The sequence below is a fragment of the Neobacillus cucumis genome (assembly GCF_002860255.1).
Taxonomy (GTDB): Bacteria; Bacillota; Bacilli; order Bacillales; family Cytobacillaceae; genus Neobacillus; species Neobacillus cucumis_A.
The window spans coordinates 125,145-139,823 of sequence record NZ_PGVE01000028.1 but is presented as its reverse complement, the minus strand read 5'-3'; the positions used below and the strand labels follow the sequence as shown (position 1 = coordinate 139,823).

The window sequence follows — 14,679 nt, the reverse complement described above, 5'->3', positions numbered from 1 at the left end:
TCAAAAAGGAGGAAGAAGATGGACGATATTGTGATTTTAAGCGCCGTCCGTACGCCGGTAGGGAGGTATGGGGGTGCTTTAAAAAGCATCCAGTCTGGTTATCTTGCTTCAGTTGTTGTGTGTGAAGCCGTCAAGAGGGCAGGAATCTCACCAGCACTTGTGGATGAAGTCATATTAGGTGAGGTCCGGCAAACAACTGAATCTTCAAATGTTGCAAGAGTTGCGGCATTACGTGCTGGTATACTGGAAAATGTTCCTGCTTTTACCATAAACCGCTTGTGTGCATCAGGGCTTCAAGCGGTGGCTACAGCTGCACAGCAAATCCTTACCCAACACGCTGATATTGTGGTGGCCGGCGGAACTGAAAGCATGAGTAATGCGCCGATCTATCTAAGAAACTCCCGGTTCGGCGGCGATTCTGCTAAACTCGTGGACTCAAACAACGAAGCCGGCCAGCAGCCGCACGAAATTTACGGCAGTGAGCTCGGGATGGGGATAACAGCAGAAAATGTAGCCGAAAGATTTTCCATCTCAAGGGAGGACCAAGATGCTTTTGCCCTTGAAAGTCAGCGTCGCGCAGCAAAAGCAATCCATGAAAATCGATTTGAGGATGAGATGGTTCCTGTTGAAGTGACAGGGAAAAAAAGTTCCTATTCATTTTCGGTTGATGAACATCCACGCCCGGAAACAACTCTAGGGGACTTAACGAAACTTCAGCCAGTCTTTAAAGAAAACGGCACCGTCACCGCAGGAAATTCTTGCGGCCGAAATGACGGAGCAGCTGCACTTGTATTGACATCGGCAAATCACGCGAAAAGATTAGGGTTAAATCCAATGGCAAAAATAGTGGATTGGTCTGTGGCAGGTGTGTCACCTGAGGTTATGGGAATAGGTCCTGTTCCTGCGGTTAGACAGCTTCTTGAACGTACTGGATTGACGTTGGAAGATATTGATTTAATTGAGTTAAATGAGGCGTTTGCTTCGCAGGCATTAGCTGTTATTCGCTCCTTAAAACTTGATTGGGAGAAAGTAAATGTGAATGGCGGTGCTATTGCTTTAGGACATCCGTTGGGAGCGACTGGCGCAAAAATTTTAACTACATTGCTCTATGAATTAAAGCGGCGACAGTTAAAAAGAGGAATTGCTGCTCTGTGTGTTGGAGGAGGGCAAGGAATGGCATTGATGATTGAACTCATATAAAGGTATGGGGGAAATTGTCGGATGATTGAGTGTTGAGTACTGTCTTTAATTACATTAAGATATGATTAGCAACATACTAACTAGTTGGTATGTTAAGGAGGGAATACGATGAATTTTAGTTATTCTGAAAAAGTTCAAGAGCTGCAGAAAAAACTAACAAAGTTTATGGACGAATATATTTATTCAAATGAAAAGCTCTATCATGAGCAAATTGATAAAAATGACTCTTTTTCAAAAATACCACCGATCATGGAGGAGTTAAAGGAAAAGGCGAAACAGCACGGATTATGGAATTTATTTTTACCGGAGAGTGAGTACGGTGCCGGCTTAACTAACTTAGAATATGCGCCGCTTTGTGAAATTATGGGAAGATCTGCAATTGCCCCTGAAGTCTTCAATTGTGCGGCTCCGGACACAGGAAATATGGAAGTTCTAGTCCGTTATGGGACACAAGCTCATAAAGAACAATGGCTTAAGCCGCTTTTAGCAGGGGAAATTCGTTCCTGTTTTTCAATGACAGAACCAGATGTGGCATCGTCGGACGCTACCAATATTCAAGCGAGTATTATTCGAGATGGGGACGAGTATATCATAAATGGAACAAAATGGTGGTCATCGGGTGCAGGAGATCCCCGCTGTAAGATTGCGATTGTTATGGGGAAAAATGATCCATCTGCCCCTGCCCATGAACAGCAATCTATGATTCTAGTACCTCTAGATACACCAGGGGTAACCATTAAAAGAGTTTTACCAGTGTTTGGATATGATCATGCTCCGCATGGTCATGCCGAAATTGAATATAAAAATGTCCGGGTTCCTGCTTCTAATATCCTTTGGGGAGAAGGGAAGGGCTTTGCGATTGCCCAGGGAAGGCTTGGACCAGGAAGAATCCATCATTGTATGAGAACCATAGGGGCAGCAGAGAGAGCTCTTGAAGAATTGTGTGAGCGTGTTCAAAGTCGAGTGGCTTTTGGAAAAAGACTCTCTGAACAGGGGGTAATCCAGGAATGGATTGCTGAGGCCAGAATTGAAATCGAACAGGCTAGATTGCTTACGCTAAAAGCAGCCTACATGATGGATACAGTTGGGAATAAAGAAGCAAAAGCAGAGATTGCGATGATTAAAGTGGTAGCCCCTAATATGGCATTGAAAATCATTGACCGTGCAATTCAAGCATTTGGCGCTGCCGGGGTGAGTGAGGATACTCCGCTTGCCGCCAGCTGGGCGAATATCCGTACGCTTAGATTAGCAGATGGGCCCGATGAAGTTCACAAACGGGCAATTGCCAGATACGAACTGAAAAAATATCGATAAGGGGGTATAAGCCAATGAACGTAAAACAGCTCTTCGATTTAACGGGTAAGGTGGCAATAGTGACAGGTGGCGGCCGGGGGCTTGGCCAGCAAATAGCGGAAGGTTTTGCGGAAGCAGGGGCGAATGTGGTGGTCTGTTCTCGAAACTTAGAGGCGTGTGAGGAAGTGAGTGAAGAATTAAAAAAGCTGGGCGTTGAAAGCCTGGCTTTAAAATGTGATGTTTCAAATCCTGAGGATGTAAGGAATGTGGTTGAGAAGACGGTCGAAAAATTTGGCCGGATTGATATATTGGTTAACAACAGCGGCGCATCTTGGGGGGCACCGGTGGAGGAAATGCCGCTAGAGGCGTGGCAAAAGGTTATGAATGTCAATGTAACTGGCACGTTCTTAATGTCCCAAGCTGTGGGAAAAGTAATGCTTGGACAGCAGTCCGGAAAAATCATTAATATAGCCTCCGTTGCTGGCTTAAAGGGCAGCAATCCTAAGGTAATGAATGCAATTGGGTACAACGCCAGTAAAGGGGCCGTTATTACGTTTACGAAGGATTTAGCTGTGAAGTGGGGACCAAAAGGGATTTATGTAAATGCTATTGCCCCAGGGTTTTTCCCGACGAAGATGTCGAAAGGGCTTTTGGATGCTGGAGGAAACGCGATTCTTGAAGGCACACCGCTCCGAAAGTTCGGCTCTGATACGGATATGAAGGGTGTAGCATTGTTCTTAGCATCACCAGCTTCTGATTTTGTGACGGGAGATGTGTTAGTGGTGGATGGAGGAGCCCATGCAATGTAATTTGCGGTTAGGGTGAATGAACTTGCGGATTTAAAAGAGATAAATGGTCACCGGGGGGCACTTAGAAGATCATATAAAAATAAAAAACATTGTTGTCGGAGGTCCAAAAAACTATTAAAAAAAGGGGGAAATCTATTAATGAAAAGAGATGCAGTCATCGTTTCGGCTGTCCGAACGGCTATTGGCAGACAAGGCAGCGCTTTGGCAAGTGTGCCTGCCCACGTATTAGGGGCAGAAGTGATCAAAGAAGCCGTAAAAAGAGCAAATATTCACCCTAAAATGATTGATGATGTCATTTTTGGCAACGTCCTCTCAGGCGGAGGTAATATTGCTAGATTAACAGCTTTACAAACAGGGCTATCCATCGATCTACCAGGACTAACCGTTGACCGGCAGTGCGGTTCGGGAATCAATGCGATTAATCTGGCGGCACAAGCCATTCGTGCTGGAGACGGAGATGTTTATATTGCCGGAGGAACCGAAAGTATGAGCAAGGCACCCTATTTAATGGAACGGCCTGAAAAACCTTACAGCCCAATGCCGCCAAGCTTTCGGAAATCACAGCTTTCACCAAAGGAAATCGGGGACCCTCCAATGGGGATTACGGCTGAAAATTTGGTGGAAAAATATGGCATAACAAGAGAAGAACAGGATCAATTTGCTCTGCAAAGTCAGCAACGGATGGCCCGGGCGATGGTTGAGGGACGTTTCGATGAACAAATCGTTCCCATTACTATTCCTAAAAAAAAGGGAGAGCCGATTGTTTTTAAAACAGACGAACATCCAAGACCACAGACAACGTTTGATGCACTGTCAATATTACCGCCTGCCTTCTTGAAAGATGGAACCGTAACAGCGGGTAATAGTTCAGGCTTAAATGACGCAGCCTCTGCGCTTGTCATCATGTCGAGGGAAAAAGCGGAAGAATTAAATCTAACCCCGCTGGCAGTGGTTCGAGACTATGCAGTAGCTGGAGTAGATCCTAACATCATGGGGATTGGTCCCGTACCTGCCGTTCAAAAGGTTATGGGGAAATCTGGTCTATCACTAGCTCAGATAGATTTAATCGAAATAAATGAAGCCTTTGCGGCCCAGGTATTAGCCTGCATACGTGAACTGGAAATGGAAATGGAAAAGATAAATGTAAACGGCGGAGCGATTGCCCACGGACACCCGCTTGGTGCAACCGGTGCAATCCTTGTTACTAAAGCAATTTATGAGTTACAGCGCACCGGGGGCAGATTTGCCTTGATTACAGCTTGTATCGGCGGGGGACAGGGTATTGCCACCATCATAGAACGAGAATAGAAACTTTGTTTACTTAAAAATGACAGCGTTTGCAAAAATTGATAGGGAGAGATGTTAATGGTGACTCTTCATTACCCATTCTGGCCAAAAATCTCTAAATCTTTAAAAGTTCCTTCTACATCTTTGTATGACAACCTCAAAGTTAGTGCAAGTCGTTATCCTGATCAGGACGCTATTTTTTACTATGGCAATAAAATCACCTACGAGCAATTGGATCAAGAGGTCACTGCACTTGCAGGATATTTAGAACATAAGTTAAACGTCCAAACAGGGGAAAAGGTATTGCTCTTCATGCAGAACTCTCCACAGTTTGTGATTGGCTATTACGCTATCCTTAGAGCCAATGCCGTTGTGGTCCCAATAAATCCAATGCTAGTGAGTAACGAACTGGAATTCTATGTTAAAGATTGCGGGATAAAGACGGCACTTGCAGGTCAAGAATTATACGACCGGGTCGCTCCGCTTATTGGTAAAACTTCCTTAGAAAATTTAGTTATTGCAGCTTATTCTGATTATGCCGGATCTGGATTTGAAGGATTGCTGCCAAAGGAAGTGGAAGACCCAAGGTTCAATTATACCCAGTCTGGACATTATTTGTGGAGTCATGCCATTGAAGCGGAGCTATCCCCTTCAGAACACACTGCTGTGGGAGACGACTTGGCTTGTCTGCCTTATACATCTGGTACAACGGGGCTGCCAAAGGGATGCATGCATACAAACCGGACTGTGAATGCGAACACTGTCGGTGCCTATCACTGGTCATCTTCGACACCAAATGCCGTTCATCTCATGACATTGCCTCTCTTCCATGTAACCGGCATGGTTCATAGTATGCACATGCCGATTTTTAGCGGAAGTACAATCGTGATTATGACGAGATGGAATCGCGATGCAGCAGTGGAGTTAATTAAAAATCTAGGTTGTACCCACTGGGTAACCATTGCGACCATGATCGTTGATTTCTTGGCCAATCCTAATCTAAAGAAAGAGGATATGGCCTCCTTAACTTCTATCTCAGGAGGGGGAGCAGCTTTACCCGAGGCCGTTGGTGAAAAATTATTTAATCTATCAGGATTGCGTTTCGTAGAGGGATACGGCTTATCCGAAACCATTGCCCAGACCCATTTTAATCCACCTGACCGTCCAAAAATGCAATGTCTTGGCATTCCATCCTTTGATGTGGATGCTAGAGTGATTGAACCAATCACAGGAAAAGAACTGAGTGTTGGAGAAATCGGTGAAATTATTGTGAATGGTCCGCAGGTAATGGTCGGCTATTATAATCGGGACGATGAAAATAGAAACTCTTTTATTGAGATTGATGGGGTAAAGTTTTTTAGAACGGGGGATATTGGCCGATATGATGAAGAAGGATATTTCTTCATTGTCGATCGGGTAAAACGAATGATTAATGCTTCCGGTTTTAAAGTATGGCCAACCGAAGTAGAATCTTATCTCTACAAACATCCTGCAATTCAGCAGGCATGTGTGGTTGGAGTCCCTGATCCAAGAAGAGGAGAAACCGTCAAAGCCTTTGTTATTTTAAATGAAGGGTTTGAAGGTAAAGTAAGTGAGGATGAAATTATTGAATGGGCAAAACAGCATATGGCTGCTTATAAATACCCAAGGCAGATTGAATTTAGAAAGCAATTCCCGATGACTTCCAGCGGAAAAATTTTATGGCGTACTCTTCAAGAGGAAGAGAAAGTAAAAGCACAAAATTAATAAAAAAATTCGGGGAGCAGACAAATAAGGGATGCTCCTCCATAAAAGCTCTCCGCCAAATAAAAAACAGCAAAATGCTAGAGAAGGGAGGGGCATAATTTGTTAGAATTCATTCCCATTGTATTGGAAACCGACTTCGCCGAAGGAACAGTCAATGCTTTTTTAGCTATTGGCGATGATCTAACCTTAATCGATACAGGGAATCCCGGCAAAGAGTCCTTTCAACAACTGAAGACAAAACTACATAAACATGGCGTGACCTTCAATGATTTAGACAAAATCGTCCTTACCCACATTCATATCGATCATGCAGGAGGTATTCCGTACATTCAAGCTGAAACGGATATCCCAATATTTGTGCATGAACAAGCAAATGGATTGATCAATTCAAGCATTGCTAGGTTTGAAAAAGACCAGCAGTTTTTCGGGGATTTCCTCCAATCATGCGGCGCAGATCCTACAAAGCATATCGTTCAGCGGCAATTTAAAGAAGAAAATTGGAGAAATGTTACTTATATAAACGATGGTGATACGGTTTTTATTGGGGGCAAACCCTTTGAAGTGATTCATGTGCCAGGGCACAGTCAATCAGACATTTTAATGTGGAACCATGAGACGGGAGATACATTTGCAGGGGATCATTTAATTAAAGCATTTTCTGTTAATGCCTTTATTGAACCACCGCTTTTAGACGGTGAGGGTCGTCCTAAGCCGTTGTTGCAGTACCGGCAATCCCTTGAAAAAGTTAGCCGTCTTCCACTGAACACTATCTATCCTGGTCACGGAGAGCCATTTACTGAACACAAAGAATTGATACAGACACGTTTGCAAGAGCAAGAAAAACGATGTGAGCAGATTCTAGCTATTCTTGCTAATAATAGAAAAAGTATTTTTGAGATTTGTAAAGTAATGTATCCCCGCTTGAAGGGAAAGACAATCTTTCTAGGGCTATCTCAAATCCAAGGACATTTAGACTTATTGGAAACTAGGCAAAAAGTAAGCTTTGAACAGAATGGGCTGCTGGTAGAGTATTTTGCAATATAAATTTCTGCTAAAGGAGAGGAATTTGTGAAGCTAACAGACTTGCTTGAAACCAATATCGCGGATTTTGGTGAGTATCCGTTTCTATTTTTTAAAGAAAAAACATATACAAACGTGGAAACAAAGCGATTTGCAGAACAATTTGCTGGCGGTCTTAGGAACCTCGGAATATCAGAAGGTGACCGGGTTATCGTTTGTATGCCGAACTGTCCAGAAGTCCTCTTTGCTTATCAAGGGGTGACAAGAGCAGGAGCAATTATCGTGCCTGTCATGTTTACGCTGCATCCTAAAGAACTTTTTTATATTGCCCATAACTCCGGGGCCAAAGCAGTCATTACTTCTTCTTATGTCCTTCAAAATGTTGAAAAATCACTAGAAGCCCTGCCTGAAAGACCAACAATTATCGTCACCGATCTCCCAACAGATAAAAACAAACTTAACTTTTACGATGCAATGGTACGTGTGGAAAGAGAATTTGCGGACAATGTAAAAGCTGATGACATTGCCGTTATTTTATACACTTCAGGGACTACTGGAAATCCTAAAGGGGTCCTGTTAACGCATAAAAATTTATTTTCCAATGCACAAAATTCAGCAAAGCACAATGAAACAGAGCGAGGTACCACCCTGGGCGTTCTGCCGCTTGCCCACGTCTATGGTCTTACGGTTTCTAATGTATGTTACCATACGGGCAGTGCGATTGTTGTTTTTTCCAGCTTTGATGTAAAAGAAGTTTTAAAAGCAATAGAAAGGTATAGGGTACGGACCTTTTCAGCCGTACCAGCGATTATTCATGCCTTAGTTTCGTACCCGAATGCCGCAGACTATAATACTTCAAGTCTAGAATCAGTAGGCTCTGGTTCGGCCCCGCTTCCAGTTGCCCTTCTAAATGCCTTCGAACAAAAGTTTGGTGCTAAGGTGTTAGAGGGCTATGGTTTATCGGAGGCAGCCCCAGTTGTCACTGCTCATAGCAAACGCATTGAGATGAAGCCAGGTTCGGTCGGTGTGCCAATTCCGGGTGTGGAAATCAAGATTGTCGATGAAATGGGTGAGGTGGTTCCTGTTGGAAAGGTCGGTGAATTAGTGGTTCGCGGGGAGAATGTCACACCGGGATATTATCAAAACCCAGAAGAAACAAACCGTGTCATAAAGGATTCCTGGTTATTTACAGGGGACATGGCCAGGGTTGATGATGAAGGCTATGTATATATTATCGACAGGAAAAAAGATTTGATTATCCGCGGCGGATTTAATGTCTACCCTCGTGATGTGGAGGAAATCTTGAACAGCCATGAAGAAGTGCTTGAAGCCGCTGTTGTGGGTGTTCCTGATGAAAGGATGGGCGAGGAAATGATCGCCTGTGTCGTGAGGAAACCTGGTTCCCAAGTGGCTGAAGACGAGTTAATCCGTTTTTGTCAAGATCACTTGGCTAAAAACAAAACACCTAGAAGAGTCATTTTCCTTGAGGCCATGCCCCGAAATGGAGTAGGCAAGATTTTAAAGACCCATTTGCGTCAAACGGCCTCCGATTTAGTGGTTGGTTAAAAATAAGGAAGGGAGAGTTAAGGATGGAAAAAAGGACTATTTTAACGACGAGCACAAGGGGATTACTGGAGGATTCTTTTCCATATCGTCTTTATCAAAAAGCAAAACGGTTAGGAAATTGGAACCCGGCAGATATTGATTTTACCCAAGACCAAAAAGACTGGAAATCAATGACTGTAGAGCAACGTGAGGATATTCTTCGGTTAATCTCACAGTTTCAAGCAGGAGAAGAGGCAGTAACTTTAGATTTGCTCCCGCTTATTATGGCAATTGCCAAGGAAGGCCGGCTTGAAGAGGAAATGTTTTTAACGACCTTTCTGTATGAGGAAGCGAAACACACAGAGTTCTTCCGGCTGATATTGAATGCTCTTGGTGAAAGGGGAGATTTGTCCCATTTTCACACCGAAACCTATCAAAAGATTTTTTATGAGATCTTACCAACTACGATGGCCCGTCTTATGACGGATCAATCTCCTGAGGCGATTGCCGAAGCATCGGTGGTATATAACATGTTTGTCGAAGGAGTTTTGGCGGAGACTGGTTATTTTTCCTTCTATAATGCTTTGGAAACCGCTGGGATTATGCCCGGTTTGTTGGAGGGAATAGGCAATTTAAAAAGAGATGAGTCGCGCCATATCGGTTACGGGACATTTCTTTTGCAGCGTTCGATATGTGAACATCCCCATCTGTTCGATTTTGTAGCCGCCAAGATGGGGGAGCTGACCCCATTAGCCATTAGACTCAATCAAGAGGGAATTGCAGGTAGGAAGGTAAGTGCATTCGGAGGGAATCCTGATGACATTATGAATTTTACCCTTAAACAGTTATCTGTCCGGATGGAAATTTTAGCGAGGGCGAAGGGCAAAAAAATTGAAGAGATTTATAGTTATTCAGATAGCGAGTTAGGTGTGTAGCAGGGGATAAAAACAATTTAGCAGAGGAGGAAGAAATCATGACAGTTAATGTAGACGTGCAAACATTTTCCCACTTTATTAATGGAAAGTGGGAGCAAACGAGCAGCGGGGAAACCTTTGATGTGTTTAATCCTGCAACAGGAGAGCTTGTCGCAAAAGTAGCAAAAGGAACGGTGGCGGATGTCGATCGTGCCGTCAAAGCAGCCCGCTCCGCTTTTGACAAAAGTGACTGGAAAAACATGAAACCGAAGGAACGGGCAAAGGTACTTTTTGCGATTTCATATAAAATTGCCGAGCACGCACAAGAACTAGCATACTTAGAAGCTATTAGTTCAGGAGGAACCGTCCGGCGCATTGGAAATAGTGATATTTTACAAATGGTCGATCTATTCCAGACACTTGCTAACTTTACATTAGAATATCCATTCTCAGAAACGCTTCCGGTTCCGCCGTTTCCAGGACCTGCACATAACTTCATTTGGCGGGAACCAATCGGTGTTTGTGCAGCCATTACGCCGTGGAACCTGCCAATGGTTATTGCTACATGGAAAATTGGCCCAGCGCTTGCCATGGGGAATACCATTGTCATTAAACCTGCGAGCTATACCCCGCTTTCAACATTAAAGTTGGCGGAAATTATCTCAGAAGTTGTCCCACCAGGTGTCATCAATGTAGTAACTGGAGCGGGGGCAGAAGTCGGGGAAGCCTTAGTGAACCATCCAGAGGTTGATAAAGTTGCTTTTACCGGTTCAACTGAGGTTGGCCGGAGAATTATGGGTCTTGCTGCCGGCACCATTAAAAATACAACCTTAGGGCTTGGCGGAAAATCACCAAATATCCTTTTAGAAGATGTCGACCTAAGCATCGCCTTGCCGGGAAGCCTTTTTGGCGTATTCCTTCATTCCGGACAGCTCTGTGAATCCGGCACCCGTTTATTTGTACCTGATGCACTCTATGATCAAGTTGTCGCAGGACTTACTGCACTTGCCAGTAACCTAAAATTAGGTAATCCGCTTGACCCAACAACAGATGTTGGACCTGTCATCTCGAAAAAACAAAAAGAAGCCATTCTCGGCTTTATTGACTCAGGCAAACAGGAAGGGGCAACACTTGTTTGCGGCGGAAAAGAAGTCATCGTCCCGGGCTGTGAGCAAGGCCATTTTATTGAGCCGACCATATTTACAAATGTCACCAACGATATGAAAATTGCCCAAGAGGAAATTTTTGGACCAGTCCTATGTGTGATTCGTTATTCAGAATTAGATGAAGCCATTCAAATGGCCAATGATACCATTTATGGATTAGCAGCGGGTGTATGGACACGCGATGTAAATAAAGCTTATGAAGTGGCAAGAAAGCTTCAGGCGGGTGTGGTTTGGATCAATGACTGGCATATGTTTCGCAGTGACGCACCGTTTGGCGGATATAAGCAAAGCGGGATCGGAAGGGAGATGGGCAAGCACTCTCTAGATGCCTATACACAATTAAAACATGTGCATACATCAATGTCACCTGAATTGGAAAGACGCAGCTGGTATGGAATTTTGTTTGGCCAAAACTAATAAAGAGGTGAGGAGAAGGATGAAAACAACCTTATCACAGTTTATGTTACGTACTGGCATCTACAGTGGATCAAATTCTCGCGCAATGGTGCCAAGTTTATTTGGCGGCCTTGGGGCAAAGCGAGTCCTCTTGTTAAGTGACCGGGGTTTGGAAAAAGCAGGGATAGTAGAAAAAGTGGCCTCCATTTTTGAATTGACAGGTCATGGCTCTGGACCACAGCTAGTCGGTACGTACTTGGATATCGCCCAGGATGCTGAAAGCCGTTGTATCAATGATGCTGTCCGCTATGCGAAGGAAGTGGGTGCTGATAGTTTACTTGCCGTTGGCGGCGGAAGTGTACTTGATACGGTAAAAGGGGTCAAATATGCCCTTCATAAAGGCTTATCAGATATTAAAGAGGCCATTCCTGGCGGTCTTCTATATGAGCAATTCCCGAAAGCAACCCATATTCCCATCCCGCATATAGCCATCCCGACAACGGCTGGTACCGGGTCTGAAGTTTCGCCAATCGCTGTTATTTTTAATGAAGAGATTCAAATGAAAACAAATATTATTAATCCATTTATTAATGCTGATATGGCGATATTAGATCCGGATTTAACCGTTGGTCTGCCCCCAGTGATAACAGCGTTTACAGGATTTGACGCATTAACACATGCGATTGAAGCACTAGCTTCGCCAACTTCAACTGGTTTAACCGATGCCTATGCCCTTCATGCCATCCGCTTAATTGAAAAAAATCTGCCGATCGCTGTGGATGATGGAGGCAATCTGAATGCTCGTATGGATTTGCTGCAGGCAAGTCTGATGGGAATCACCGCTTTTAGCTTTGCGTTAAATGCCATTCCGGTCCATAATATGGCCCATGCCTATGGAGCCATGTTCCGTATCCCACACGGCTTAGCCAATGCCGTCTTTTTACCAGTGGTCATGGAGCTTGTACCACAGCTATATTTACCAAAGGCCGTAGAACTGGCCCAGGCGTTGGATGTGGATGTGAAGGATGATACAAAAGAAGCAGCACTCACCAAAGTAATTGAAAAAATAAGATGGCTTCAGCAAAGCGTCGGCTTGCCGGCAGACTTCAAGCAATACAATATTAGTGAAGAAGCACTTGCTGCAACGATTCCTGCCGTTATGAAGGACCCTGCAGCCCTAAGTTTCCCAATGCCTCCTGAACTGATCGCAGCTATTGGACAAAAGGTTGTACCTGTAGCTGTTAAATAAGGATGAAAAGAAACAAAGGAACTCTTCGGAGAATCCCTTTGTTTCTTTTTGTATTTTTTGCTTTGTATCCATAAACATCTTGATATATAATTTGCAATAGGGTCATTTTGTTAAAGGACTTGATCTACATAAAAATTTAGATGAGTAGGAGTAGTAAAATGGAAAAAGTACTTATTTTCGGTCATAAAAATCCAGACACCGATACCATTTGTTCTGCAATCGCTTATGCAGATTTGAAAAAACAATTAGGCATAGACGCAGAACCGGTTCGTCTTGGTCAAATTAATGGAGAAACACAATTCGCGCTTAACACATTCAATGCCGAAGTGCCTCGTTTAGTAGAAACAGTGGCAACTGAAGTAAATTCTGTTATCTTGGTTGACCACAACGAGCGCCAGCAAAGTGCCAATGACATTGCCGATGTTCGTGTTTTAGAGGTTATCGACCACCACCGTATCGCTAATTTTGAAACAAGTGATCCTTTATACTACCGCTGCGAGCCTGTCGGCTGTACAGCAACGATTTTAAACAAAATGTACAAAGAAAACGGTAAAGAAATAAAGAAAGAAATCGCTGGTCTTATGTTATCTGCAATCATTTCTGACTCTTTATTGTTCAAATCACCAACTTGCACTCCTGAAGATGTAGCGGCTGCCAAAGAATTAGCTGCCATTGCGGGTGTAGAGGCAGAAACTTATGGTTTGGAAATGTTAAAAGCTGGTGCTGATGTTCGCGATAAATCTATTGACGAACTTTTAAGCCTTGATGCTAAAGGCTTTGAAATGGGTTCTAGCAAAGTTGAAATTGCTCAAGTAAACGTTGTGGACACTGCTGATGTCCTAGAACGTCAAGCAGAATTAGAAGCAGCGATTTCTAACATCATTGCTGAAAAGAACTTAGATTTATTCCTCTTTGTCGTTACAGATATCTTAACAAATGATTCTGTTGGGTTAGCATTAGGAAGCAAGACAGCTGCCGTTGAAAAAGCATACAATGTACAGCTTGAAAATAATACAGCAACTTTAAAAGGTGTTGTATCCCGTAAAAAACAAATTGTACCAGTATTAACTGATATCTTTAACCAAGGTATCTAATAAAAGCAAAAACCGTTCATACGTAAGTATGGACGGTTTTTTATCATCCATCCAACAGTGCGAAGCTAACGCTAGATGTGTCCTTATTCAACACGTTCCTGGTTATCGTCTTTCTTCTGATTCATCAAGAAAAATGTGAGAGGCTGCTCGGAACCTGTCATTAATTTGTATACATATGAAGAGGTGAGTTTATAGCCTTCTTCAATTTTCCCCGCTAAGTAATTGGTTCGTTCAAATAGGATGGAACGGATTTGGTTTACTTGACGGGCCAATTTATCTAATAAAGCATCCTGCTGATCGAGACGCTCTAACATCCCGCCGTGAATCTCCTCTTGTTTTGTTAATTTTTCAGCTGCCTGTTCTTGCATTTCCAGCTGTTTTTTCATTTGATTGGCGATCTGTTGCTGTGCCTCTTCATTCTTTTCTAAACGAATCGCAATACTGTCACAAGTCTTACTTATTTGACTTATTTGACTAGTTAAGGATTCTCTTGCATGTGTTTCTTTTTCAACCATAGCTTCTAATTGGATATTTTTTTCGTGGAGGGAATGTAAGTTTGTAACTATTTCATTTTCAAATTTATGTTGCCTTAAGGTACTATTTTTTAAATCATTCAATTGATAATCCACTTGCTTCCACTGGGAGTTCTGGTCCTCTGTCTGTTGCTGATACCGCTTTTGCAAATCAGTCAATGCTTGATTCAAAGCATGATTTGCTTTTTGCTGCTCCTTCATTAGTTCGGTTAGGAAGTCTTGCCTTGATTCAACTTGGTTTGGTGCCGCCAATTGGCTGCTATTTTTAAATAAACTTGGATGTGCCTTCTTATTAATGTATAATCCCATACCTCTCTCCGCCTTTGATTTTTTAATTGTGATAGTTTATGCAAAGAAATTGATTCTGGGGACAGGATTGGGCTAGAGCACAATTGGACAAATAAAAAAATGCTTGGAAAATCCAAGC

12 protein-coding genes are annotated in these 14,679 nt (G+C 43.2%); 11 read left to right on the top strand and 1 reads right to left on the bottom strand.

Going from position 1 to position 14,679, the window contains the following annotated elements:
- Positions 1-18 precede the first annotated feature (18 nt).
- The 11 genes from CVD27_RS05845 (at position 19) to CVD27_RS05795 (ending at position 13,719) form a co-directional block, all read left to right on the top strand.
- The gene (locus CVD27_RS05845) at positions 19-1,200 is read left to right on the top strand and encodes a thiolase family protein (RefSeq protein WP_101646943.1); all 1,182 of its coding nucleotides are present in this window, start codon (positions 19-21) and stop codon (positions 1,198-1,200) included.
- A 108-nt stretch (positions 1,201-1,308) separates the two neighbouring features.
- Positions 1,309-2,514: an acyl-CoA dehydrogenase gene (locus tag CVD27_RS05840; protein ID WP_101646942.1), complete on the top strand. Its 1,206-nt coding sequence runs from the start codon at positions 1,309-1,311 to the stop codon at positions 2,512-2,514.
- Between the two features lie 14 nt (positions 2,515-2,528).
- Positions 2,529-3,302, top strand: a complete 774-nt coding sequence (locus CVD27_RS05835) for an SDR family oxidoreductase (RefSeq protein WP_101646941.1) — start codon at positions 2,529-2,531, stop codon at positions 3,300-3,302.
- A gap of 138 nt (positions 3,303-3,440) precedes the next feature.
- Positions 3,441-4,610 (top strand): thiolase family protein, encoded by a 1,170-nt coding sequence (locus tag CVD27_RS05830; protein WP_101646940.1) that lies wholly within the window; start codon positions 3,441-3,443, stop codon positions 4,608-4,610.
- Positions 4,611-4,667: 57 nt separating this feature from the next.
- Positions 4,668-6,335 carry a long-chain fatty acid--CoA ligase gene (locus tag CVD27_RS05825; RefSeq protein ID WP_101646939.1) on the top strand — a complete coding sequence of 556 codons (1,668 nt, stop codon included), beginning with the start codon at positions 4,668-4,670 and terminating at the stop codon, positions 6,333-6,335.
- Between the two features lie 123 nt (positions 6,336-6,458).
- Positions 6,459-7,379: an MBL fold metallo-hydrolase gene (locus tag CVD27_RS05820; RefSeq protein ID WP_219621285.1), complete on the top strand. Its 921-nt coding sequence runs from the start codon at positions 6,459-6,461 to the stop codon at positions 7,377-7,379.
- Between the two features lie 24 nt (positions 7,380-7,403).
- Positions 7,404-8,921 (top strand): long-chain-fatty-acid--CoA ligase, encoded by a 1,518-nt coding sequence (locus CVD27_RS05815; protein WP_101646937.1) that lies wholly within the window; start codon positions 7,404-7,406, stop codon positions 8,919-8,921.
- A 23-nt stretch (positions 8,922-8,944) separates the two neighbouring features.
- Positions 8,945-9,835 carry a R2-like ligand-binding oxidase gene (locus tag CVD27_RS05810; RefSeq protein ID WP_101646936.1) on the top strand — a complete coding sequence of 297 codons (891 nt, stop codon included), beginning with the start codon at positions 8,945-8,947 and terminating at the stop codon, positions 9,833-9,835.
- 38 nt (positions 9,836-9,873) lie between these two features.
- Positions 9,874-11,397 (top strand): aldehyde dehydrogenase family protein, encoded by a 1,524-nt coding sequence (locus CVD27_RS05805; protein WP_101646935.1) that lies wholly within the window; start codon positions 9,874-9,876, stop codon positions 11,395-11,397.
- A 19-nt stretch (positions 11,398-11,416) separates the two neighbouring features.
- Positions 11,417-12,625, top strand: a complete 1,209-nt coding sequence (locus tag CVD27_RS05800) for an iron-containing alcohol dehydrogenase (protein WP_101646934.1) — start codon at positions 11,417-11,419, stop codon at positions 12,623-12,625.
- Between the two features lie 158 nt (positions 12,626-12,783).
- Entirely contained in the window at positions 12,784-13,719 is a 936-nt protein-coding gene (locus CVD27_RS05795; RefSeq protein WP_101646933.1) for a manganese-dependent inorganic pyrophosphatase, read from the top strand.
- An 83-nt stretch (positions 13,720-13,802) separates the two neighbouring features.
- Here CVD27_RS05795 and CVD27_RS05790 read toward each other — a convergent pair whose 3' ends face one another.
- On the bottom strand, positions 13,803-14,561 hold the full coding sequence (locus tag CVD27_RS05790; protein WP_101646932.1) for a hypothetical protein: 759 nt from the start codon (positions 14,559-14,561) through the stop codon (positions 13,803-13,805).
- Positions 14,562-14,679: the final 118 nt, after the last annotated feature.